This is a genomic window from Verrucosispora sp. WMMD703, assembly GCF_049178935.1.
GTDB lineage: Bacteria > Actinomycetota > Actinomycetes > Mycobacteriales > Micromonosporaceae > Micromonospora > Micromonospora sediminimaris.
Genome location: NZ_JBMHMM010000004.1, coordinates 4257803 through 4280470, shown reverse-complemented (window position 1 = coordinate 4280470; position 22668 = coordinate 4257803). Strand labels below are relative to the sequence as shown.

The 22668-nt window shown below is 71.1% G+C and carries 18 protein-coding genes; 6 read left to right on the top strand and 12 right to left on the bottom strand.

The features are described 5' to 3' along the window. Positions 1–35 precede the first annotated feature (35 nt). The 4 genes from ACN26Z_RS20095 to hisC all read left to right on the top strand — a co-directional run bounded on the left by ACN26Z_RS20095 (position 36) and on the right by hisC (position 8982). A complete protein-coding gene (locus tag ACN26Z_RS20095; RefSeq protein WP_421462809.1) occupies positions 36–4187 on the top strand; it encodes an amino acid adenylation domain-containing protein in 4152 nt (1383 codons plus the stop codon). After that, positions 4184–5446, top strand: a complete 1263-nt coding sequence (locus ACN26Z_RS20090) for an MFS transporter (protein ID WP_198413237.1) — start codon at positions 4184–4186, stop codon at positions 5444–5446. Before ACN26Z_RS20095 ends, ACN26Z_RS20090 begins: the two co-directional genes overlap by 4 nt. Continuing rightward, complete coding sequence (locus tag ACN26Z_RS20085; RefSeq protein ID WP_421462807.1) at positions 5433–7787, top strand: penicillin acylase family protein; 2355 nt, start codon at positions 5433–5435, stop codon at positions 7785–7787. Before ACN26Z_RS20090 ends, ACN26Z_RS20085 begins: the two co-directional genes overlap by 14 nt. Before the next feature lie 121 nt (positions 7788–7908). After that, positions 7909–8982: a histidinol-phosphate transaminase gene (gene hisC / locus ACN26Z_RS20080; RefSeq protein ID WP_421462806.1), complete on the top strand. Its 1074-nt coding sequence runs from the start codon at positions 7909–7911 to the stop codon at positions 8980–8982. Between the two features lie 136 nt (positions 8983–9118). On the opposite strand, the gene ACN26Z_RS20075 is transcribed toward hisC, so the two are convergent. The 4 genes from ACN26Z_RS20075 to ACN26Z_RS20060 form a co-directional block, all read right to left on the bottom strand. Then, the gene (locus ACN26Z_RS20075; RefSeq protein WP_421462804.1) at positions 9119–10504 is read right to left on the bottom strand and encodes an MBL fold metallo-hydrolase; all 1386 of its coding nucleotides are present in this window, start codon (positions 10502–10504) and stop codon (positions 9119–9121) included. A 78-nt stretch (positions 10505–10582) separates the two neighbouring features. Next, positions 10583–10999, bottom strand: coding sequence for a carbonic anhydrase (locus tag ACN26Z_RS20070; RefSeq protein ID WP_282237954.1), 417 nt, complete (start codon positions 10997–10999; stop codon positions 10583–10585). Between the two features lie 2 nt (positions 11000–11001). Then, entirely contained in the window at positions 11002–12765 is a 1764-nt protein-coding gene (locus ACN26Z_RS20065) for a SulP family inorganic anion transporter (protein WP_282237955.1), read from the bottom strand. Then, the gene (locus ACN26Z_RS20060; RefSeq protein WP_421462802.1) at positions 12762–13364 is read right to left on the bottom strand and encodes a rhodanese-like domain-containing protein; all 603 of its coding nucleotides are present in this window, start codon (positions 13362–13364) and stop codon (positions 12762–12764) included. The genes ACN26Z_RS20065 and ACN26Z_RS20060 overlap by 4 nt, the downstream gene beginning before the upstream one ends. A gap of 151 nt (positions 13365–13515) precedes the next feature. On the opposite strand from ACN26Z_RS20060, the gene ACN26Z_RS20055 reads away from it, so the two are divergent. Next, positions 13516–13782, top strand: coding sequence for a metal-sensitive transcriptional regulator (locus ACN26Z_RS20055; protein ID WP_421462800.1), 267 nt, complete (start codon positions 13516–13518; stop codon positions 13780–13782). A gap of 45 nt (positions 13783–13827) precedes the next feature. Here ACN26Z_RS20055 and ACN26Z_RS20050 read toward each other — a convergent pair whose 3' ends face one another. Genes ACN26Z_RS20050 through ACN26Z_RS20035 form a run of 4 tightly spaced genes read right to left on the bottom strand, consistent with a single transcriptional unit; the run spans position 13828 to position 18595 of the window. Further along, positions 13828–14451 (bottom strand): DUF6518 family protein, encoded by a 624-nt coding sequence (locus ACN26Z_RS20050; RefSeq protein ID WP_421462798.1) that lies wholly within the window; start codon positions 14449–14451, stop codon positions 13828–13830. Between the two features lie 45 nt (positions 14452–14496). Further along, positions 14497–15153: a response regulator gene (locus tag ACN26Z_RS20045; protein ID WP_421462796.1), complete on the bottom strand. Its 657-nt coding sequence runs from the start codon at positions 15151–15153 to the stop codon at positions 14497–14499. Continuing rightward, positions 15150–16520 (bottom strand): sensor histidine kinase, encoded by a 1371-nt coding sequence (locus ACN26Z_RS20040; protein WP_421462795.1) that lies wholly within the window; start codon positions 16518–16520, stop codon positions 15150–15152. The genes ACN26Z_RS20045 and ACN26Z_RS20040 overlap by 4 nt, the downstream gene beginning before the upstream one ends. Before the next feature lie 32 nt (positions 16521–16552). Continuing rightward, positions 16553–18595 carry a serine hydrolase domain-containing protein gene (locus ACN26Z_RS20035; RefSeq protein WP_421462793.1) on the bottom strand — a complete coding sequence of 681 codons (2043 nt, stop codon included), beginning with the start codon at positions 18593–18595 and terminating at the stop codon, positions 16553–16555. Between the two features lie 253 nt (positions 18596–18848). On the opposite strand from ACN26Z_RS20035, the gene ACN26Z_RS20030 reads away from it, so the two are divergent. After that, a complete protein-coding gene (locus ACN26Z_RS20030; protein ID WP_421462791.1) occupies positions 18849–19502 on the top strand; it encodes a hypothetical protein in 654 nt (217 codons plus the stop codon). Here the strand turns inward: ACN26Z_RS20030 and ACN26Z_RS20025 are convergent, their stop codons facing one another. From ACN26Z_RS20025 to ACN26Z_RS20010, 4 genes are all read right to left on the bottom strand, one after another. Continuing rightward, entirely contained in the window at positions 19503–20021 is a 519-nt protein-coding gene (locus tag ACN26Z_RS20025; RefSeq protein ID WP_421462789.1) for a MarR family winged helix-turn-helix transcriptional regulator, read from the bottom strand. An 8-nt stretch (positions 20022–20029) separates the two neighbouring features. Beyond that, positions 20030–21277: an FAD-dependent oxidoreductase gene (locus tag ACN26Z_RS20020; protein ID WP_282237963.1), complete on the bottom strand. Its 1248-nt coding sequence runs from the start codon at positions 21275–21277 to the stop codon at positions 20030–20032. 63 nt (positions 21278–21340) lie between these two features. Further along, positions 21341–21460, bottom strand: coding sequence for a DUF1905 domain-containing protein (locus ACN26Z_RS20015; protein ID WP_421462787.1), 120 nt, complete (start codon positions 21458–21460; stop codon positions 21341–21343). 70 nt (positions 21461–21530) lie between these two features. After that, the gene (locus ACN26Z_RS20010) at positions 21531–22601 is read right to left on the bottom strand and encodes an alpha/beta hydrolase family esterase (protein WP_421462785.1); all 1071 of its coding nucleotides are present in this window, start codon (positions 22599–22601) and stop codon (positions 21531–21533) included. Between the last annotated feature and the right edge of the window lie 67 nt (positions 22602–22668).

Sequence of the window (22668 nt, the reverse complement as noted above, 5' to 3'; positions counted from 1 at the left end):
CCACCGATACCAACTGTTTTGACGAAGGGCCAACCGTGAATCAGGTTCTTGCAGATCTTCTGCGTCAGCGGGTGATTCAGCGTAGTCAGTCGGATTCGACGGTCACCGATGGCGACGCGCGGATCGGCCGGAGCGTGCCGTCGGTGGGGCAGGCGCGGAGTTTGGTGGCGGGGTTTGGGGAGTCGGTTCGGTGTTTTCCGGATCGGGTGGCGGTGCGGTGTGGTGGTCGGGGTGTGACGTTTGCGGAGTTGGATCGTCGGGTGGGGGTGTTGGCGGGGGCGATTCGGGCTGCGGGTGTGGATGTGTCGCGGCCGGTGGGTGTGTTGTTGGATCGTTCTGTTGACATGGTTGCTGCGGTGCTTGCGGTGTTGCGGGTGGGGTCGTCGTATGTGCCGTTGGATGTGGGGACTCCGGCGGGTCGGTTGGAGTTGATTGTGGATGATGCTGATCCGTCGGTGGTGGTGACCAGTGGTGGGTTGGTGGGGTTGTTGCCGGAGGGTGTGCCGGCGGTGCTTGTGGATGATGAGGGTTTGGCCGGTGGTCCGGTGGACGTGGCTGTGGCGGATTCGGGTGGGGATGATCGGGCGTATGTGATTTTCACGTCGGGGACGACGGGGCGTCCGAAGGGTGTGCAGATTTCGCACGGTAATGTGTTGCGGCTTTTTGGGGTGACGGAGCGTCATTTCGGGTTTGGTCCGGATGATGTGTGGGCGATGTTCCACTCGTTCGCCTTCGACGTGTCCGTGTGGGAGATGTGGGGGCCGCTGTTGTACGGCGGCTGCCTGGTGATCGTGCCGAGAGAGACCGCCCAGGACCCCCAAGCCCTCTGGGACCTGCTGGAACGGGAGCGGGTCACGGTGCTGTGCCAGACGCCCACCGCGCTCAACCAGCTCATCGCCGAGGACGCCACCCGCGACCGTCGACTGCCGCTGCGCTACGTCATCAGCGCAGGTGAGGCGCTGCACTTCGCCGACCTGCGGCCGTGGGTGGCCAGGTACGGCGACGAGCAACCACAACTGATCAACATGTACGGTCCGACGGAGACCACCGTCTACGCCAGCTACCGGCGGGTGCGGCGGGAGGACCTGGATCAGGGGCGGTCGCTGATCGGGGTGCCGCTGGCGGATCTGCGGTTCACCCTCGTCGACGCCGACCTCAACGAGGTGCCGGCCGGCCAGCCGGGCGAGATCGTGATTACCGGCCCCGCGCTGAGCAGCGGATACCTCGGCAGCCCGAGACTGAATCGGGCGCGTTTCGTGCGCCTGCCGGCGACGGGGGAGCGCGGCTACCGCTCGGGCGACCAGGCCGTGCTGATGGAGACCGGCGAGTACGAGTACCGGGGCCGGCAGGACGACCAGGTCAAGATCCGCGGATTCCGGATCGAACTCGGCGAGGTGGAAACCGCCCTGCGCGCTCTCGGCTCGGTCTCCGCGGTCGCCGTTGTCGCCCGTGATCTACCACAACGTGGCACCGCGCTGGTGGCCTACCTGGTGCCGAGCCAGCCAGGACTTACCGCCGTCGCCCTGCGGCGTGCGCTGGCCGCGTCGCTGCCGGCGTACATGATCCCGAGTGTCTTCGTCACCCTGGACGCCCTGCCGCTCAACCAGAACGACAAGGTGGACCGGCGGGCGTTGCCGGATCCCGCCCAAGCGACGCTCCTACCCGACACCGAGCACGGCCCGGCGCCGATCGCCGCGCCGGTGTCGACCGCGTCGAGCGGTGACGTCGACGAGGACCGGGTGGCACAGGTGGTGGCCGGCCTGCTCGGCATCGAGCGGGTCGATCCGCAGACCAGCTTCTTCGAGTTCGGCGGCCACTCCATCCTCGCCATCCGGCTGGTCGCCCGGATCGGGAGCGAGTTCGGCGTCGACATACCGCTGCGTCTCTTCCTGCGCGACCCGACCGTACGCGGGCTCACCCAACTCGTCCGGCGCGGCGGCGCCGACGGGCGTACCTCGGGCGGTGGCGGCATTCCGCTGTACCGCGTGCCACCGGGCGAGCCGGTGCCGGTGACCGACCCCCAGGGACGGTTGTACTACCTGGCCCAGCTGCAGCGGGACAGCGCCGCGTACAACCTGCACCAGACCGCCCTGATCGAGGGTGAGCTGGATGTCGACGCGCTGGAACGGGCCTTCCGGGCCATCGTCGACCGGCATGCCGCCCTCCGCACGGTCCTGCGCCTGACCGACAGCGGCATCGTGCAGGTCGTCCGTCCCGCCGGCCAGTTCAGGATGGCGGTCGAGACGGCGGAGGTGCCGCCCGGCGCGGACCTGAAGGCAGTGGCCGAGCGGTTGTCCGAGCAGGAACTACGCCGTCCGTTCGACCTGGAACATGACGACATGCTGCGGGTACGCCTGATCAGGCTGATGCCCCACACGCACGCACTGCTGATCAGCATGCACCACGTCGCCTCCGACGGCTGGTCGATCGGCATCCTCGCCCGCGAGGTCGGCCATCTGTACCGCGCCTTCCACCAGGGCCTCGCAGCCGATCAGGCCGAGCTACCGCCGTTGCCGGCGACCTACGCCGACTACTCCTACAGCGTGACGCGCTGGGCCGACAGCCCGCAGGCGACTCGTGACCTCGGCTACTGGGAGGAACGTCTGCGGGATCTGCCACTCGTGCACGGCCTTCCACTCGACCGGCCCCGCCCCATCGAGGCGACCCATGCGGGTGAGAGCATCATCCAGCGGCTCGACCCGCGGCTCACCGAGGCGGTACGAGCGCTGGCCCGAACCTCTGGGGGGACCCCGTTCGTGCTGCTGCACGCGGTGTTCGCGATGCTGCTGGCGAAGCGGTCGGGCAGCGGTGACGTGGTCGTCGGTACTCCGGTCGCCAACCGCAACGGCACCGAACTCGACGGACTCATCGGAATGTTCGTCAACACCCTGGTACGCCGGACCCGGGTGGACGACGCCCCCACTTTCCTGAGCTACGTGCAGCACGTCCGGGAGGAGGCACTGCTCGACCTCGACCATCAGCATGTGCCGCTGGACATGGTGGTGACCCGGATCAATCCGGCCCGCTCGACCGCCCACTCACCGCTTTTCCAGATCATGTTCGCCTACCAGGACGACCAACGCGGCGGCATCGAGTTGGACGGACTTGCTGTCGACCTGCTTCCGTCACCGAGTCAGGACACCCAGGCGGAGCTGATGCTCGATGTTTTCGACATCGGCCGGAACCTCGAACTGCGCTGGCACTTCAACCCCGACCTGTTCGACCGACCGACCATCCAGTCCTGCGCCGACGAGTACGTCGACCTGCTGCGACGTGCCCTGGCGGAGCCGCAGTCCAGTGTGGCGGCCCTGCTCGGCCGGGAAATACGCGGCACCCGGCGGCTGCTGGCGCTGCGTCGGCGGCCCGAGGGCGCCACGCCGATCTTCGCGCTTCCCGGGGTGCTCGGTCTTGGTACCTCCTTCGCCCAGCTGAGCGCCATGTTCGACGATCGTTCGTTCTTCGCGGTGTCGACCAGAGAGCTGTTCCAGGAGGGGGGCGACGGCACCGTCACCGCGCTGGCCAGCAGATGCGCCGAGGTGATCGCCGCGGCGGCGGGCACCGGACCTGTCGATCTCGTGGGCCACTCCTTCGGCGGCGCGCTCGGCCTCTACGTCGCGCACGAGCTGCAGGCCCGAGGCGTTCCGGTCACCCGCCTGGTGGCGCTGGACTCGGTGGACCCGGAAGCGGTGGGGCGTCGCCTGGGGACCAGCCGCGTCGAGCAGTTCGTCTCGTTCCTGGCGATCCTGGCGGAGATGTTCCCGGTGGTGCGCGAGCACGCCCCCTCGGACCTGCCGAGCCTGCTGCGAACCACGCCGGAGGAGCAGATTCTCGCCGAGGTCCAGGAGCTGATCGGGACGGACGCGCCAGAACTGCTCAACGGTGACCTCACCGAGGTGTTCGACGCGTTCAGCGGGATGTCGTCGCTGCGCTGGCCGCCGGTCACGGTCCCGCCGGACCTTTCGATCATGCTGATCGAGGCCGCGCAGACTCGCCATGACCAGGGCGAACAGCCGAGATCGGGTTGGCAGCGGATCGCCGGGGAGACGTTGACGTACGCCTCGGTCGCGGCCGGACACGAGGCGATGCTCTACCGTCCGCACGTCACCGAGGTGGCCGAGCTGATGCGCCGCTTCCTCGGTCAGCGTGGGCCCGTCGCCACGGACGGGGCAGGGTCGGCCTCCCGATGACGACGACAACCCGCCCCATGATGTTGGCCCGACTACTGATCGCCGGGGCCGGGATCATGAGTCTGGCGAACTCGGTGGCGATCCCCTTCCTCGCGATCTTCCTCCATCGGGAGCTGGGACTCACCCCGACCACGATCGGCTTCATCATCGGGTCGTCGGTCTTCTTCTCGATCTTCGCCGGCTTCGTCGGTGGCTCACTCTCCGACGCGCTGGGCCGCACCAGGCTGCTGCTGCTCGCGTTGTCCGGGGTCATCGCCTCCTTCGTGGCCTTCTACTTCAGCAACGGGGTGCTGGCGGTCTTCTTCATCAACGCCGCCCTGGCCCTCAGCAGCAGCACCTTCAACCCGGTGGCGAAGGCGCTGCTGAGTGATCTGCTGCCGGCGGAGGACCGGCTGAGATGGTTCTCGTACCAGTACATGGCGGTCAACGTCGGGTTCGCCGTGGGGCCGTTGCTGGGCGCGTACGCCGGCCTCTCCGGCGGCCGGGTGGCCTTCCTGGTCGGCGCGGCGGTCTACGCGGTCTATCTCTGCCTGTTCGGGCTGACGCTGCTGTTCCTGCCACCGATGACACCTGCGGTGCTGGAGCAGGAGCCCAGCACCGGCTTCCGAACCCACCTCGAAGGGCTGCGGGACAGCTTCCGGGTGGTCGTCCGGGACTTCCGGTTGCTCTGCTTCATCGCCGCGGGTCTCCTGCTGGAGGCGGTACACAGCAAGATCTCGGCGCTGCTGGCGCAGCATCTCTCCGCCGGATTCGCCGACGGCACGAAGATCCTCGGCTACGTGCTGACCACAAACGCCGTCACCGTGGTCGTCGTCCAACTCTTCGTCTCGCGGTACGCGCGCAAGCGTGACCCGGTGCGGTCGATCGTCATCGGCGGGGTGCTCCTCGTCGCGGGCATGGTGGGCTTCGCCTTCGCCGGTCCGGGTTGGCAGTTCGTGGCGGCAATGGTGATCTTCACGATCGGGGAGACCTTCATCATCCCGGCGGAGTTCGCCGTCATCGACCGGATCGCACCCCCGGACCGGCGGGGCAGCTACTTCGGGGCACAGACCTTCGCGCAGCTCGGTGGCTTCATCGGACCCTTCACGGGTGGACTGATCCTGGCGCATTACGGCGGCACGGCGATGTTCCTCGGGGTGAGCGTCTTCGCGGTGATCAGTGTCCTGATCTACCTCCTGGTGGGACGTAACCTGCCCGGTCTTCAGATGGGCAAGGCCACCCCTCGGGCTCGGACGGCGGTCGGCGATGGCGCGACGTGACCGGGTACGCGACGGGGCGCTGCGGCTGCTGCGCACGCCGGCCGTGCGGGCACACGCCGATCGTGGCTCGGTGCGGCTGAGCGGCCTGACCGACCGGGCCATGGTGCGCCGCGACGACCGTGGGGTGCCGTGGATAATCGCCCACGACGAGCGCGACCTCTACTTCGCCAGCGGCTTCGCGCAGGCCAGCGACCGGCTGTGGCAGATGGACGTGCTCCGGCGACGAGCCCGCGGCCGACTGGCGGAGGTGCTGGGCGAGACGGTCGTGCCCGAGGACGTACGGGCCCGCAGGCTCGCTCTGGAACGGGTGGCCCGCCAGTCGCTGGAACTGGTGGACCGTGCGTCGTACGCCTGCCTGGTGGCCTTCAGCGACGGCGTCAACGCGGCGATCCGCCGGCTCCGGCGGCGGGCCGGTCTGCCGGTGGAGTTTCTGCTGCTCCGCTACCGACCCGAACCCTGGACACCGCTCGACTCCGTGCTCATCGTCAAGCACCTGGGGTTCGACCTCGGCACCAACCTCCGGCAGGAGGTCTTCCGCATGCGACTCGCGGCGGAGCGGCCCCGCTACGCGGCCTCCTTCTCCGCGCCGCGCTACCCGATCGACGGCGCGGTGACCATCAGGCGTCCGGGGCAGGGCGTCGACATGCGCCTCGGCCGCCCGGGAGCGTCCGAGTCCGCCCCGGTCGTCGAGTTGCCTGAGCAGTCCCGTGCCTGGCTGCGGGGGCTGCTGGACGGGGAGACGTCCCCCGGATCCAATGCCTGGGCGGTCTCGGGGCGACTCACCCGCTCGGGCGCGCCCCTGCTGGCCAACGATCCGCACGTGCTGTTCACCCAACCGAGCATCTGGTACCAGATGGGTTTGCTGCTGTCGGCGGAGCCGGCGACGGCGTACGGCATCACCGTCCCCGGACTGCCCGGACTCATCGCCGGCAGCAACAGCCGGCTGGCCTGGGGCATCACCAACGCCACTGTCGACACCCAGGATCTCTGCCTGCTCGACGGCCCGGCAGCGCGGCCGACCTGGCGGCAGGAGAGCGTCATCTCGGTCCGGGGCGGCGCGGACGTCGCGGTCCGGGCCGCGGGCGGGCAGCGGCACGTCGAGTTCGACGCGCCGGGTCCGGACGGCGCCGCCCGGCTCGGCCTCTTCTGGAGCGGCTTCGTGCCCTCCACCGAGATCGTCGGTTGTCTGCGGATGTGGCGGGCGGAGACCTATCCCCGCTTCCGGGCGGCCCTGCGGGACTTCGGCGTGCCGGTGCTCAACGTGGTGGTGGCCACCGCCGACGACGTCATAGCGCTCAAGACCGCCGGGAACGTGCCGCGGCGACGGCCGGGCAGCGGGCTTGCCCCAGCATCGTTCGGCGACGTCGCCGAGTCGTGGCAGGATCTGCTCTCCTTCGACGAGCTGCCGGAGACGGTCAACCCCGCCGAGGGCTACATCATCTCCGCGAACCACAAACTGGTGCCGGACGACGCGAAGGTCCACGTCGGCGTCGACTGGGTCGCCCCGTACCGGGCCGAACGCATCGAGCAGCTGATCCGTGACGGGTCGATTTCGGCTGAGGAGTGCGCGCGCTGGCAGAACGACCTGGCTGACGGAAGGGCGGCCCGGGTGCTGCCGGTGCTGCTGGACGCGCTGGCTGCCCGCCCGCCCACGGATCCGCTGGCGGGGACCGGGCACCGCCTGCTCAGCGAGTGGGACGGCCACGCCCGAGGCGAGCAGCCGGCGCCACTTGTCTTTCTCCGGCTGCTGCAGGCCCTGGTGGACCGATGGGTGACCGAACCACTGGGTGCGGATCTGGCTACCAGCATGCCGGATCTGACCCTGCAAGTTGATCATCTCATTCTCGACGCGGAGGCCCGCCGGCAACTCGGCGAGACCGAGCCACTTCCGGTCGTCGTCGCCGAAGCGCTGGAGACGGCGATCGCGAGAATCGTCACCGCACACGGCACGGACCCGGCAGGTTGGCGTTACGACGCGGTGCACCGCGTCAACGACCGGCATCCGATCGCCAAGGCGCTTCCCGGGCTGCGCGGACTCTTCGGCGGCGACGAGACCCCGGTCGGAGGCAGCGGCCACTCGGTCTGCCTCATGACCCCGGATCGCAGCGGCGCCGCGATCGAGGGAGCACCCTGGCGCTTCGTGGCCGAGGTCGACCCCGCCGGGCCGCTGCTGCGGGACGTCCTGCGCCACGGCAGCTCGGGGCTGCCCGGCTCCGCGCACTACGACGACCAGACGCCGGTCCATGCCCAGGGGCAGACCTACCTGGTTCCGCTCGCCGGGCCGCAGGGCGCGGCAGACCGGACGCTCACGCTGCTGCCGTCACGCCCGGCGACAGGTTGAACGACGGTACCGCACCGCGGGATCGACAAGCGCCCACCGACGGGCCGGCCGACCGGCCGGGGACGGTACCCTGCGCCTACCGGGGGCGGCCCCGGCCCGGCCGGAGAGGATCGCGCAGCTCGTGGATGACATCGTTTCGCTGGTCCGGCCCGAGATCTACGCGATGCGGCCCTACAGTTCGGCGCGCGTCGAGGCGGAGCAGGTCGCCCGGGTCCACCTCGACGCGAACGAGAACCCCTACCCGCCGTACCCGGGCGGGCCCGAGCAGGAGGGCCTCAACCGGTACCCGGAACCGCAGCCGCCGTCGCTGCTGAGCCGCTTCGCCGAGATCTACGGCCTGCCGGTGGAGCAGCTCTTCCTGTCGCGTGGCGCGGACGAGTCCATCGACCTGTTGGTCCGCGCGTTCTGTGCGGCCGGCCGGGACGGCATCCTGATCACACCGCCCACCTTCGTCATGTACGAGACGGCTGCGGCCATCCAGGGTGCGTCGGTGTGCCGGGTGCCCCTCGTGCCCGGGGTGTACCAGCTCGACACCGACGCGATGCTGGCGGCCTGCGACGCCGATCCCGGGATCAAGCTCGTCTTCGTCTGCTCGCCGAACAACCCGACCGCCAACCTGATGGACCGGGCGTCCGTGCTGTGGCTCGCCGAGCGGCTACGCGGCCGGGCGATGGTGGTGGTCGACGAGCTCTACCTCGATTACTCGGGACAGCCGTCACTCGCGGGCGACATCGCCGGCCATCCCAATCTCGTCGTCGTGCGCTCGCTGTCCAAGGAGTACAGCCTCGCCGGTGAGCGCTGCGGCATCACCCTCGCCCACCCGGAGGTCGTCGGGGTCCTCCGTCGCATCATGCCGCCGTACCCGCTCACCGTCACGGCGATCCGCGCGATCGGCGCGGCGATCTCACCCGCGGGCATCGCGCACGGTCGGCGCAACATCGAGCGTATCGTCGCCGAGCGGGACCGGGTGCGCAACGCCTTGGCGCAGCTGCCGGCAGTGATCGAGGTGTTCCCGTCGGACGCGAACTTCCTGCTGCTGCGGACCGAGGATCCGCAGCGGCTGTGCGGCGCCTTGGCCGCGCAGGGCATCCGGCTGCGGGACCGCAGCAGTGTGATCGACGGTGGCGTCCGGCTGTCGATCGGCACTCCCGAGGAGAACGACGAGCTGCACCAGGCTCTCAAGCTGCACGGCTGAGCCGTTCCCGTCGGCCCGGTCTCCGGTTGTCCGGCCGCGGTTCGGGCCGTTCGCGGCGTGGGAACCGGCCGGCGCGCGGCCGGGTAGCGTGCGGGCGTGACCGCGACAGGAGCGGTCACGCCCGCACCGGTCGGGCTCAGGCTGCGGTGGGTTGCCGCAGCGCCTGCCAGGCGCCGTAGCCGCCGAGCAGGTCGGCGACGTCGGTACGGCCGGCCTGGCGCAGCAGGCTGGCCGCGACCGAGGAGCGGTAGCCGCCGGCGCAGTGCACGACGACGGGCCGGTCGTCGGGCACCTCGTCGAGTCGCCGGGGCAGTTCGGCCAGCGGGATGTGCAGCGACCCGGCGATGGAACCCTGCTCACGCTCACCGGCGTTGCGCACGTCGAGCACGCGCGGCGGCTCGGTCCGGTCGAGGGACTCGCGCAGCTCGGTGGCGGTGACCCGGCTGGCCGGGGTGAGGTCGGCGACCATCTCGCGGAACGCGTCCTCGGGATCGCGCAGGTAGCCGGCGACATGGTCGAAGCCGATCCGGGCGAGGCGGGTCACGATCTCCTCCTCGCGGCCCTGGTGGGCGATGACGAGGATGGTGCGCTCGGGCGCGACGACGCTACCCGCGGTCTCGGCGAAGCGGCCGTCGGCGGGGATGTTGATCGCGCCACGGAGGTGCCCGGCGGCGTACTCGTGCGGGTCGCGGGTGTCGACGACGATGGCGCCGTCGGCCCGGGCGGCGAGGAACTCGGCGGGGGTGAGCGGCCGGGCGGCGCGGGCGTGGTCGAACAGCTCGCGGGTCTTGCGGTTGAGCACCGCGTCGAAGGCGAAGTACCCGGGTGCCGCCGGCTGACCGCCGGTGACCAGCGCGACGAACTGGTCCTCGCTCATCGGCGCGCAGGCGTAGTTGGTGCGGCGTTGCTCACCGATGGTGGACTGCCGCTCGGTCGACAGGTTCTTGCCGCAGGCCGAGCCCGCGCCGTGGGCCGGGAAGACCCGCACCGCATCGGGCAGGGCCATCAGCTTGCGGTGCACGCTGTGGTAGAGCATGCTGCCCAGCTCGTCGGCGGTGACGCCGAGCGAGGCGAGCAGGTCGGGCCGGCCCACGTCGCCGATGAACAGCGCGTCGCCGGTCAGCACGCCGTACGGCACGGTGTCCTCGGCGTGCTCGTACACCAGCACGCTCACCGACTCCGGGGTGTGGCCGGGCGTTTCCATGATCTGCAGGGTGACCTCGCCGAGGCTGATCCGGTCGCCGTCGGTCAGCTTGCGGATCGGGTACTCGGTCTCGGCGCGTCGGCCGTACCCGATCCAGGCGCCGGTCGCCGCCGCCACCTCCAGATGCCCGGCGAGGAAATCGGCGTGGAAGTGGGTGTTGATCACGCCCTCGATGGTCAGCCCCCGGGCCCGGGAGTCGGTGAGGTACTCCTCGATGTCGCGGCGTGGGTCGACCAGGACCGCCCGACCTGTGGTGTCGTCGGCGATCAGGTACGACGCCTGGGAGAGGCAGTCCAGGTAGTACTGGGTGAACAGCATGGTCAAACTCCTTCATGACGAGAACGGTCGACGGGACTTCTTCTGCCATACCCCTGGGGGTATATGGTGGGCACAGTGCTACGGTCCGGTCTTCGGCGGGATCACCTCCGCGACGAGTTCGGGTGCCCAGCACCGCTCGCCGCATCGGCCGGCGTGCACGGCCAGGATGCGGGTGCCCGGCAGCCGGGTGGCCAACCGGGACAGGCCGGCGCGCAGTTGACGATGATGCTCGGCCACGCTCACCGGGTTTCCCGCGCAGTCCGAGTGCGCGGCGACGACCAGGGTCGCGCTGCCGTGTGCCCGCTGGGAGACCCGCACCTTTTCCAGCAGAGTGTCCAGTCGGGACTCACCCGTCGTGGCCAGCAGCGCCTCCGGCCCGGGCTCGGTGATGGTGTCGAGGTACTCGACGTCGAGATGCCGTTTCACCCACTCGTCGAGGGGACGCTGGATGCGGCCGTCGATGCAGCTCAGCAGCGTGGCGAACCGGTCGGGCACGGCTAGAACACCTCCTGTGGCGACGGCGGCCGTGCGGGTGTGTCGACCACCGGCTGCGTCGCCCCGCCGCCGCTGGCCGCCACCGCGGCCGTCAGGTCGGGGTGCACCTGACCGCCGCTGTGCACCGTCTGCCACACGCCCGCCCGCCCGAGCAGGTCGCGCACCGGCCCACGGACCGTGGCCAGGTGCAGCGCCACGCCCCGGGACGCGAGACGTTTGTGCAACTCGGCGACGGCGTGGGCACCGTCGGCATCGGCGTCGCTGATCGCGCTGGCGTCGAGCACCAGTGCCGTCAGTTCCGGCCGTTGCTCGGCCAGGCTGAGCAGTCGGTCCTCCAGGAACTGGGCGTTGGCGAAGTACAGCGGCCCGTCCACCCGGACGATCGCGACCCGGGGGTCGGTGATCAGGCCCGCGTAGCGCGCCACGTTGCGGTACGTCTGCGTGCCCGGCACCCGGCCGAGTTCGGCCAGATGCGGCCGGGCCGAACGCCACAGGAAGACCGCCAGGGCGAAGGTCACGCCGGCGGCGAGACCGGGTTCGACCCCGAACAGCAGGGTGACCGCGAAGGTGAGCGCGAGGGTCAGCCCGTCCGAGCGGCGGGTCCGCCACGCGGTCACCGCCGACCGGCGGTCGACCAGCCCGAGCACCGCCACCACCACGATGGCGGCGAGCACCGCCTTGGGCAGGTGGTGGAAGGCCGGCGTGAGGAACACCGCGGTCAGGGCCACCATCAGGGCGGTGACCACACTGGCCAAGGGGGTGCGTGCCCCGGCCGAGTAGTTCACCGCGCTGCGGGAGAAGCCGCCGGCCACCGGAAACGCCTGGAACAGGCCGGCCGCGACGTTTGCCGAACCGACCGCCGCGAGTTCCTGGTTGGGGTTGATCTGCTGGCGGCTCCGCGCCGCGAGGGACTTGGCCACGGCGATGCCCTCCATGTAGGCGACCAGGGCGATCGCCACGGCGGCCGGCAGCAACGCCGCCACGTCCGAGCCGCCGAGCGCGGGGACGGCGGGGGCGGGAAGCCCGCCGGGGACCTCAGTGAGGATCCGCACGCCGTGCGTGCCGAGGGAAAAGGCGGCGCTGGCCACGGTGACGCCCGCCACCACGAGCAGGGCGCCGGGCAGTTTCGGCAGGTAGCGGCGAACCAGTAGCAGACCGGCGACGCTGGTCGCCGAGACGAGGACCGTCAGCGGGTGGACGGTGGTGGCCGACCGCCAGAGCGACGCGGCGATCTGCGGAAAGGTCTCCGCCCGCCCCGCGTCGAGTCCGAGCAGGTCCTTCACCTGGCTGGCCGCGATCACGATCGCGGCGGCGGAGGTGAAGCCGGACAGCACCGAGTGGGACATGAAGTTGACCAGGGCGCCGAGCCGGAGCACACCCATCAGCACCTGGATCGCGCCGACCAGCAGGGCGAGCAGGCCGGCGAGAGCGGCGTAGCGGGCGGGGTCGCCGTCGGCGAGCGGAGCGAGCGCGGTGCCGGTCATCAACGCGGTGATGGCCACCGGCCCGACCGCCAACGATCCGGAACTACCCAGCAGCGCGTAGACCAGCAGCGGCACGACCGAGGCGTAGAGCCCGGTGACCGGGGGCATACCGGCCAGCGCGGCATAGGCCATGCTCTGCGGCACCAGCATGACCGCCACGGTCAGACCGGCGATCAGGTCGTGGCGCAGGGTGCGACGGTCGTAGTGGCGCAACCATCCGAGCAGGGGCACCACCCGGGCCGGGCCGGAGCGGTCCTGCCGGACGTACTCCGTACCGTTCACGCCTGTTGCCGATCGTTGCGCAGCCGCGCCAGGGACCGGTCGACGTCGCAACCGGCGCCGCGGTTGTAGGGCAGCCGGGACAGCATCGCTCCCATCGCGCAGGTGTCGGTCAGGGCGGCGAACGTCAGGCCGGCGCCGATGAAGCCGGCCACGAAGCGGGCGGCGGGCACCCAGACGCTGGCGACGACGGCGAGCAGCACCACCCCGCCGGCGACGAGGCGGACCTGGCGTTCCAGGCTCCACCGCTGCCGACCACGCTCGACCGGTCCGCCCGCGGCGACCCAGGCGTTCATGCCGCCGGTGATGACGGTGGCATCGGTCAGGCCGGCGTTCGCCAGCCGGGCGCAGGCCGTCGTGGCCCGGTTGCCGGACTGGCACATCAGCAGGATCCGGCCCCCCGCGTCGTTGACGATCCGGCCGAGGTGCGCGTCGACCTGGTCGAGCGGCAGGTTGATCGAGGCGGGCACGTGCGCGGTCTCGAACTCGCCCGGGGTGCGTACGTCGACGATCAGCACGTCGGGGTTGTCGGCGACCAGGGCCCGCGCGGCGGGCACGTCGATGGTCGGGGAACTGTTCCTGGCGGTCACGGGACACTCCATCCTCAGGCTCGGCTTATACCCCGGGGGGTATCTGGATCCGAGTATTGACCAGGAATCGGCGAACCGCAAATGGCTCCCGGTCGCTCGCGGTCAGCCGCCCGGAAATACCCCCCGGTGTACGGTTGTTCGACGACGTGGGAAGGGGTGGGGGATGCGGGTCGACGAGGACGCGGTAGGTGACGTGGTCAAGCGACTTCGCCGTGCCGAGGGCCAGATTCGCGGCGTCATCGGCATGCTCGAAGAGGGCCGGGACTGCGCCGAGGTGGTGACCCAACTCGCGGCGGTCTCGCGCGCGCTGGACCGGGCCGGCTTCAAGATCATCGCGAGCGGTCTGGAGCAGTGCGTCAGCGGCTCCGCCGGGGAGGACCGCAAGGCCAACCTCGAACAGATGGAGAAGCTCTTCCTGTCGCTGGCCTGAGGTTCGTCGCCGAACGGTCGCGCCCCGGTGGAGTCGGGGCCGCGGTCAGCGGAAGCCGGCGATCAGAAACGCCGCCAGGCCCGCCAGCGCCAGCGGCAACGCCGCGGCGAGGGCCAGCACACGCTGCCGGTTCGTCCGCCCGGCCAGGGCGAGGACCAGCAGGCCGAGCGCGATCCTGATCAGGGCGTCCCAGATCGGGTCGTCGCCGTAGCTGGGGTCGCCGATCCGGCGGATCTCCAGCCCCGCCTCGGCGAACAGCACCGCGGCCGGCAGCGCCGGCCCGACCACCTGTCGCCAACCTGCCCCGTGTGTCCATGTTCCGGCGATGCCGAAGATCACTCCGGCGAGGACGCCGAAGGACATCCAGAGCAGCGAGGTCGGTGCCCACAGCACGGCCCAGTCGTCTCCCTGCACGAGGGCCGCCGTGGCGTAGTAACCGGGCACCGCGACCACGAGCGCGACAGCGGCGCCAGCCGCCGCGCGCAGCCGGCCCGACCGCACCCAGAAGCCGAAGAGGAAGGCGGCGACCGCCCACACCGCGCTGGAGTTGCCGAGGTTGCCGACGGGATACGGCACGTACTTGATCCAGATGAAGTCGAGGCAGCCGAGCAGCAGTCCGCCCAGGGTCGCCGCGAGCGCCACCCGCCGGTTGTCGGGTTCAGGTCGCATGGGCTGCGAGCATACCGGGTATGCACCGACGCCGCGCGTCGCGGGTCAACGCGGTGCGACGCCGTTGCGGTAGGCCCAGACGACAGTCTGGAGCCGGTCCCGTACGCCGATCTTGGCCATGGCGCGGCCGAGGTGCGACTTGACCGTGCTGGTCTCGATGAACAACTCGTCGGCGATCTCGACGTTCGACAGCCCTCGGGCGAGCAGTCCGATGATCTCGACCTCCCGCGCGGTGAGCTGGTGCGCCGCGGCGGCATCGCCCGCCGGTGCCGGGGTGCGGCGGGCGAATTCCGCTATCACGCGTCGGGTGACGGCCTGGTCGACGAGCCCCTGACCGTCGGCGAGGCGCCGCACCGCCTCGATCAGTTCCTCCGGCTCACAGTCCTTGAGGATGAAACCGCTGGCGCCGGACTCCAGCGCGCCGAAGACGTACTCGTCGAGGTCGAAGGTGGTGACCACCAGCACGGCCGGCGGCGACCCGACCGCCTCGGCGATGATCCGGCGGGTCGCGGTGAGGCCGTCGCCGCCGGGCATGCGTACGTCCATGCAGATGACCTCGGGCCGGAGCCGGCGGGCCAGCTCGACGGCGGTGGACCCGCTCGACGCCTCACCCACCACCTCGATGTCGCCGGCCTGTTCGAGGATGACGCGGAAGCCGGCCCGGACGACGGACTGGTCGTCGACGAGCATCACTGTGGTCATCTCTGGTCGTCTCCGTTCACGGTCGCCGTCGCCCCGGTGGCGCGGGCATCGTCTCCGGTCGTCGGCACCGTCACGGTGACCGACCATCCGCCGGTCGTCGTCGGGCCGGCGGTGAACTGCGCGCCGATCAGATGTGCCCGCTCGCGCATGCCCACCAGCCCGATCCCACCGGTCGCCGACGATCTCGGCTCGGCCCGGCGGGTCGGCCGGTCGTTGCTCACCTCAAGCGATACCTGCCGCGGCAGGAAGCGCAGTTGCACGCGGACCGGCGCGCCCGGGGCGTGCTGGCGGGCGTTGGACAGGGACTCCTGGACGATCCGGTACAGCGCGACGTCGGCGATCGGCGGCACGTCCCGGTGCTGCCCGTGCCGGACGAACTCGACCGGGCTGCCGAGCTGCCGGGCGTCGCTCACGAGATCGTCGAGCATGGCCAACCCGGGCACCGGAGCGTTGCCGTCGCTGTCCCCGGGACGACCACGCAGCACCCCCACCACGAGTCGGAGATTGTCGAGGGTCTCCTTGCCCTGGGATCGGATCCATGCCACCGCGGTCTTCGCCGCGGATGGATCCGGGTCGATCAGTCGCTCGGCCGCCGCCGCCTGCACCACCATGCCGGACAGGTGATGGGCGGCGACGTCGTGCAACTCGCGCGCCATCCGGGCGCGTTCCGCGCCGATGGCGGCGCGCACCGTGGCCTGCTGTGCCCGCACCGCCTCGTCCGCCCGGACCCGCACCAGTTGCAGGTACCGCCGGTAGGTGGCCACGTAGCTGCCGACGAAGACGAGACCGGCGTAGACCAGGGCGCTGGTGGCCAGATGACCGACGGTCGTGACGAGCGGCCCGGGGCCCGGCCCGCCGATGGCGAAGTCAGCCGCGTCGGCAGCTCGCACCGCCACGGCCACGCTGGACGTCTCCACCACCACGGCCGCGCCGGCAGCCAGCAGCGCCGAGCGGAGCGGGAGCAGCGTGCCGACGGTGTACGCCGCGACGAACGGTGCGATACCGCGGATCGTCGCCTCGGGTACCGAGAGGACGATGACCGGCACCTGGAGGCCGACGACGAGCGCGAGGCAGAGCCGTGGCCGGACCCGACGCAGGCACAGCAGCATCGCCTGCCCGCTGCACAGGGCGGTGACCAGCCAGACCCGCGCCGGGCCGAAGCTGAGCCCCTGCGCCGGTGCCACGTACCGGAACAACAGCGCCATGACCAGGAACATCAGCACGGTGAGCAGCGCCGCGAGCAGGCAGTCCCGCGCGAACCGACCGGTCACCCCGACCCGGGTCAGCCGCTCGTCGAACCAGCGGGTCAGCCGGGGTGGACCCGGGACGTCGACGGCGTCCGTGACGGTGCCGCTGTGGTCGGACATGCGATGGCCGTCCTCGCTCCGGTTCGTTTCGGTCAGTAGGAGATGCTAGGGGCCAGCAGCATGAACTCGACGGCGAACCAACCCGTGCCGGCCAGCGCGAGCAGCACCGCCACGCCGCCGGTGATCCGGTGCCAGCCGGTCCGGCGTCGGATGTCGTCGACCAGCCGGACGGCGGCCGGCAGCACCCCGAGCAGGCCGATCAGCTGCATCAGCTGCACCACCCGCAGGCTGGTCGCGGAGACATCCTGCAAGCCCATGATGCTGACCAGGCTCACCGCCCAGCCGGCGAGGGCGAGCAGCGTGCCGGCGACGGCGACCCGGGTGAGGATCCGCGCGGTTCGGCCGGCCCGGTCCCGGGGCGCACGGCCGAGGCGGCGGCGGACGATGGCGCGTACCGGCCACGAGAGGGCCACGAGCAGCAGGACCACGGTGGATGCGGCGAGCACCGTCAGCACCAGTGCCGAGTCGCGTTCGGCCGGCACCGGCAGCAGCGCGAACGCGGAGTCGAAGCTGATCGCCTCCACCTGTCCGTCGGTCACCCGCATCGCCACGGTGCGCTGCCCGCCGACCTCGCGCCACACCCACGGCGAGACCTCCTCGTACAGCGCGGGGGAGTCGGACAGTGGCGCGGGCTCGAACAGCAACCGGTTGCCGTCGGCGACGCTGACAGTGGTACGCCCGACCAGGCCCATCATGGTCAGGAAGTTGCTCCGCACCGCCCGCGAACTCTCGTACGTCCCGGCGGCCAGCGCGGCGTGCTCGGCGGCGGTGGCCGGGTCGACGTCTGCGACCGGTTGCGTGCCCGCGACCTGTTGCGTGGCCTCGGCGGGGAAGTAGCGGTCGGCGAAGCCGTTCAGTACGGCCTGCCGGAGTTCGTGACTGTCCAGCGCACCCTCCCCGGTGCTGTTCAGCGAGAGGTAGATGCCGGTCCGGTCGTCGGGGTAGAGCTGGAGGTGGGAGTGGAAGTAGCGGGTGTCGCCGCCGTGGCCGAGGATGCGGTGCCCGTTGCGGCTCTCGTCGAAGTAGCCGAGGGTCATCCGAGGGCCCTCGGCGAGCGTGCCGAGTGACGTGGCGTCGAGTGCCGGGCGCTGCATGAGTTCCCGCGTCGGCGCGTCGAGCAGCGGTGCCTCACCCACCTGCTCGCCCAGCTGGGCGAGCATGAACCGGGCCATGTCCGTCGCCGGGGCACTGAGCGCGCCGGCCGGGGGAGTGCTCACGATCTCGAACGGCGCTGCGGGCGCGCCGGCGCGTTCGTACCCGTTGGACATCCGATCGCTCAGGTGCGGGGGCAACGGCTGCTCAAAGGTGGACGATGCCATGCCGGCGCGGGCCAGCACGTTGCTGGCGACGTACTCCTCGAAACGGAGGCCGCTGGCCCGCTCGACGAGGTAGCCGGCCAGCGCGTTGCCGTAGTTGGAGTAGGCCGGCACCGTGCCCGGCTCGTAGATCTGCTCCGGCGGGTCGTTGATCAGGGCGGCCCGCAGGTCGACGTCGGTCCCGGTGGCGCCGATGAGGCCGGCGATCCGCTCCTCGAACCCGGCGGTGTGGGTGAGCAGGTGCCGCAGCGTGACGTCCTGCGGATAGCGGCGGGGCACGGTGAAGTCGAGGTACTCGCCGATGTCGGTGTCCAGCTGGAGCTTGCCGCTCTGCACGAGTTGCAGTGCCGCGGTGGCGGTGACCAGCTTGGATACCGATCCCACCCGGAACAGGTGCCGGTCGGGATCGACCGGGACCGCAGCCGCGTCACCGACACCGGTGTCGGCGTGGCCATAGCCCCGGGCGGTGAGGGTTTCGCCGTCCCGGACCACGGCGACGCTCGCGCCGGCGACGCCGGTACGCGCCAGCGCGGCCGGCAGCAGCCCGTCGAGCCAGGTGTTGACGTTCGCGCCGGTCAAGGCGGCGGGCTCGGCCGGGGCGGGCGGTGCCGAGCCGGGCGGTGCCGGGGCGCTCTGCGGAGTGCCGCACCCCACCATCGTCGCGGCGACCGCGACCGCCGTGGCCAGGGCAGCGCCGACTCGTACGCGGCGCGAGCGGGATCGGGTTGCGCGAGGTCGGGTCACGGTCTTGTGGATCATGGTCCGCAGCCACCTTTCGGGCCGCACGGGTGTCCGGAATGCTTCCGTACGGCGTCACCCGGGGGCCTGGTGCCAGCCTGCGGGAGCGCCGTCGGCGCGACATCTGGCGCAGGACGGCATTCGACTTACGACCTGAGTAGCAACCCAGGGTGCGACCGCATACCCGCGTGGCCTGCCGGGTACGTCGATCGACGAGGACGGCCGGGGGGCGGTGCGCCGGCCCTACGGCCCCGATGGGGAGCGAGGAATGTCGATGCGAAAGTGGTCTGCCGGAGTGGGGTTGGCGGCGCTGGCGGTGGGGGTCGCAGGTTGCGGTGGCACCAGCGCCACGGACGGGGGGTCCGCGTCGCCGACGGCTACCCGGACGCCGATCGCCGAGGCCACCACCGGGGAGGTGCCGGCGCCCACGGCGTCGGTACCGGCCAGCCCGGCGCCGACCGCCACCCCGGCGGTGTTGTCCGGTACCCGTCAGGTCACCATCACCCGGGTCGACGGCTTCGAGGCGGGACTGTCGTTGACCGACGACGGCCGCCTGGCCGAGGTGGACGACGACAGCGGGCGGCAGTTGTTCGTGCCGACCCCACTGAGCGGGCAGAACTTTCTGATCCGGTCCTATCGGGGGACGGGCGGCGGCCCCGGCGCCGGCGAGCCGGTCTGCTGGCAGGTCCGCAACCCGGGCGGCAGCCAACCGCTGGTGGTGGAGGGCGCCGCCTGCCGTCAGGACGAGCCGCGACAGCACTTCACCATCTCCGCCGCCGACGCGGACGAGGGGTTCCTGATCAGCAACAACTCGGCGTACCTGCGGACGTCGCGGGAGTCCGGGTTGATTCTGGAGGAGTTGGGTGACGCGCCACCGGCGAGCAGCTTCCGGTTCAACGACAACGGGCCGGCACCCGACCGAAATTGATCACCCCACCGGGTGGTTCCGCCCCGTGTTCCCGCGATTCCCACCTTCGTCGGAGTCGCTGCGGAGGCGGTCCAACTCGGCGAGGTACATCGCCTGCATCCGGTCGTAGTGCCGAACCAGTAGGGATATCTCCTCGACGCTGTAGCCCTCGACGAGCCGCTCCGCCCGCCCGGCGAACCGCTCGTACGGTCGCGCCAGCTCGGCGATCCGCTCGGGCCGCAGGGCGACGATCACCCGCCGCCGGTCCGCCGGATCGCGCTCGGCCGTCACGTAGCCCGCCTGCTGGAGCCGGCGGAGCATGCTTGTCACCGCCCCGGTGGTGAGGTTGGTCCGCTCGGCGACCTGACCTGCGGTGGCGGAGCCGACGTCCGCCAGGTAGTCCAGGCACTCCAGGTCGCTCACGGTGAGGCCCAGCCGTTCCGCGATGGCGTACCGGAACACCATGGACAGCCGCGACGTCTCCCGCCCGGCGCGCATGAGGTCGGCGATCGCGGCGGCACGGGCCGGCTCGTGGGACATGACCGTCATCATGCCTCCGGCACGGTGACCCGGTGCAACCGAGGTAACACCCGGGTCAGCACCCAGTGCGGTGCGGCGGCGCCCCCGGTCAGGCGGCGCATCAGCCGAGCGGCGGTGTCGACGGCGCGGAAGGCGTACGGCACCATCTCGTTCTGGTACCTGGCGATCGCCACCTCCACCGGGGTGCCGTTCGTCCGAGCCTCGACCAGCCGCTGACCGAGCAGGGCAGCGTCGCGCAGCGCGGTGTTGCCGCCCTGCGCACCGAAGGGCGGCATGGCGTGCACCGCGTCGCCCATCATCGTCGCCCGGGGTACCGCCCACCGGTGCGGGCGCTGGCCGGTGGCGAAGAGGTTGAGCACCGTGGCGTCCAACTCGGCCGTGTCGACCAGCCGCCGGACGAGCGGGTGGAAGTCGGCACTCATCCGGGCGGCCAGTTCCCACAGCGTCAGCAGGTGCCCGCGCACGCCGATGGGCACCTCCTCCCGCCGCAGCAGCAGTGCCCACATGACGTAGTCGTCGCCGGTGGGCGCGTAGCTGCCCGGGGCCAGACGGGCGAATGCCTCGCGCGGGCGCTCGCCGAACCGCATGGGGGTGAAGAAGAAGGCGCGGCCGGGCCGGTCGGCGATGGCCAGGACCCCGCTGGTGCGCAGCGCTTCCGGGATGACGCTCTCGCCGTGGTGCCGCAGGGGAGACCGGCCGTAGATGCCCACCATCGGGGTGTCGGTCGGGTGCGCGTCCGGCATGAGCTGCGCGCGCAGCGCCGAGCCGACGCCGTCCGCGCCGACGACGACGTTCGCCGGGGCGGCCCCGCCGTCGGAGAACCGCAGCCGAAGCCGGGCCGGGTCGTCGCTGTCCACCGCGACGGCCGTCTTGCCGTAGTGGATGCGCCCGTCCAGCCCGGACTGCAGGATCGACCGCAGGGTCAGCCGGTCGACCTGGCGGGTCGCGTACGGCTCGTCCTTGAAGGTGATGGTGAACGCGTCGCGCAGCCGGCTGTCGGTGAAGCGCAGCTGCCCGCCGGGCTCGTCGCCGGTGGACAGCGCCAGGCGGTACAGCGGGCGGGGCAGGCTCTCGCGCAGGGCCGCCAGCCCGTACCGGTCGAGGATGATCCGGTAGCCCTGCCGCCGGACGAAGGGGCCCGAGTCCCGTTCGTAGACGTGCACGTCGATGCCGGCGCGCATCAGGTACTGGGCGAGGCAGAGGCCGGAGAGGCCGCCGCCGGCGATCGCCACCGAGAAGTCAGTCGATACGCTCATGAGCGTTATCTTAATGACTAAGATAATTTGGGCAAGGGCTGCCGGCCTGCGATGCCCCCTGCGTCATTGATCGATCAGCTCGACGGTGACGATGGCGGTGTCGCCCGGGTCGAGGTCCTCGGCGGCGCGGACGGCACGCTTGACCGGCAGCACGTAACAGCCGCGCGTGCTGTCGACGCCCATCATCACACCCAGGACCGACAACGCCCTGTTGTCAGCGCCCCCGGACGGGCGGCTGCGGCGACAGCCGTCCTCACCGCATCGGGTGGCGTTCGGCGAACCGCCACACGATCTCGCTGGCGTCGGGACCCGCGTGATCGGTGTACCTGCCGTCGCCCTCCGGGCCCGGCCAGGCGTGCCCCATGCCCTGGACGAGGTACGACTCGACGATCGACGAGCCGTCCGACGCGGTGATCGTCGTATGCGTGTACGCGTGTCGTCCCGCGGCGGCCGGCACGGACGTGGTCTCCTCGGTCCGGCCGAGGCTGTCGTTGGGCTGCCCGTCGTCGATGAGGTCACCCACCGCGGTCCAGTGCGCGGCGAGTCGGGTGGCGACCAGAGGCGGCACGACATCGTCCTGCTCGCCCTGGATGATCAGCAGCGGCACCCGCCGGGCCCGTTCGCCCATCTGCGCCCAAGCCTGCCGCGCCGTGTCCAGCGGTGAGGTCGAGTCCGGGTCGTCCGGGTCGACCTGGTTGAGGCCGTACTCACCGCCGGCGACCGAGGTCACCGTGGCGAAGACGTCGGGATAGGTCGCGCCGAGGATGACGGCGGTGCCCGCCCCCGAGGACGCGCCGGCCACGTGCACCTGCGCCGGATCCGCGTCGTACCTCTCGACCACCTCGCGGGCGACACCGGCCAGCAGCGCGGGTTCTCCGGTGTGCCGCTGCTGCTGGCGAGGGTCGGCCGAGTTCCAGCAGGCGATCACGTTGCGAGTGATCAACTGCGTGGGGTAGACGACGATGAAGCCTTCCCGGTCGGCCAGGCTGTTGAACTGCGTGGTGGCCTTCATCGAGTTCCACCCGTAGCCGGTCATCGCGCAACCGTGGATCGCCATGACGACCGGCAGCCGGGCGGTCCCGTCCTGCTGGGGCGGGAGATGAACCTGGTAACGCTGCGAACCAGCCGGGCCCTCGTAGACATGGTTGCGGTCGCCCTCGCCCATCTGCCAGGGCAGGCCGAGCTGGAGAGCGGCGACGCCGAGACTGACGACGGCCACGGCGCTGACGAAGATGCTGGAGACGATCCCCAGCCACCGCCGCCGGGGACGACGAGAATCGGCGTCGGCATGCATCGCGGCCTCGTTGGCAGGGGTGATGGACATGTACCCAGCAAAGCGCGGACGCCGCCAACCTGTCAGTGCCGTGGTGTCATGACCGCATGTGACACAG

Coding starts and splice junctions, on each gene's coding strand:
- ACN26Z_RS20060 (WP_421462802.1), bottom strand. CDS start 13,364: ATGGAGTGTCCCGTGACCGCCAGGAACAGTTCCCCGACCATCGACGTG.
- ACN26Z_RS20050 (WP_421462798.1), bottom strand. CDS start 14,451: ATGCGACCTGAACCCGACAACCGGCGGGTGGCGCTCGCGGCGACCCTG.
- ACN26Z_RS20075 (WP_421462804.1), bottom strand. CDS start 10,504: ATGCTGTTCACCCAGTACTACCTGGACTGCCTCTCCCAGGCGTCGTAC.
- ACN26Z_RS20010 (WP_421462785.1), bottom strand. CDS start 22,601: ATGTCCATCACCCCTGCCAACGAGGCCGCGATGCATGCCGACGCCGAT.
- ACN26Z_RS20020 (WP_282237963.1), bottom strand. CDS start 21,277: ATGAGCGTATCGACTGACTTCTCGGTGGCGATCGCCGGCGGCGGCCTC.
- ACN26Z_RS20055 (WP_421462800.1), top strand. CDS start 13,516: ATGCGGGTCGACGAGGACGCGGTAGGTGACGTGGTCAAGCGACTTCGC.
- ACN26Z_RS20025 (WP_421462789.1), bottom strand. CDS start 20,021: ATGTCCCACGAGCCGGCCCGTGCCGCCGCGATCGCCGACCTCATGCGC.
- ACN26Z_RS20090 (WP_198413237.1), top strand. CDS start 4,184: ATGACGACGACAACCCGCCCCATGATGTTGGCCCGACTACTGATCGCC.
- ACN26Z_RS20040 (WP_421462795.1), bottom strand. CDS start 16,520: ATGTCCGACCACAGCGGCACCGTCACGGACGCCGTCGACGTCCCGGGT.
- ACN26Z_RS20015 (WP_421462787.1), bottom strand. CDS start 21,460: ATGGGCGTCGACAGCACGCGCGGCTGTTACGTGCTGCCGGTCAAGCGT.
- ACN26Z_RS20085 (WP_421462807.1), top strand. CDS start 5,433: ATGGCGCGACGTGACCGGGTACGCGACGGGGCGCTGCGGCTGCTGCGC.
- ACN26Z_RS20030 (WP_421462791.1), top strand. CDS start 18,849: ATGCGAAAGTGGTCTGCCGGAGTGGGGTTGGCGGCGCTGGCGGTGGGG.
- ACN26Z_RS20045 (WP_421462796.1), bottom strand. CDS start 15,153: ATGACCACAGTGATGCTCGTCGACGACCAGTCCGTCGTCCGGGCCGGC.
- ACN26Z_RS20035 (WP_421462793.1), bottom strand. CDS start 18,595: ATGATCCACAAGACCGTGACCCGACCTCGCGCAACCCGATCCCGCTCG.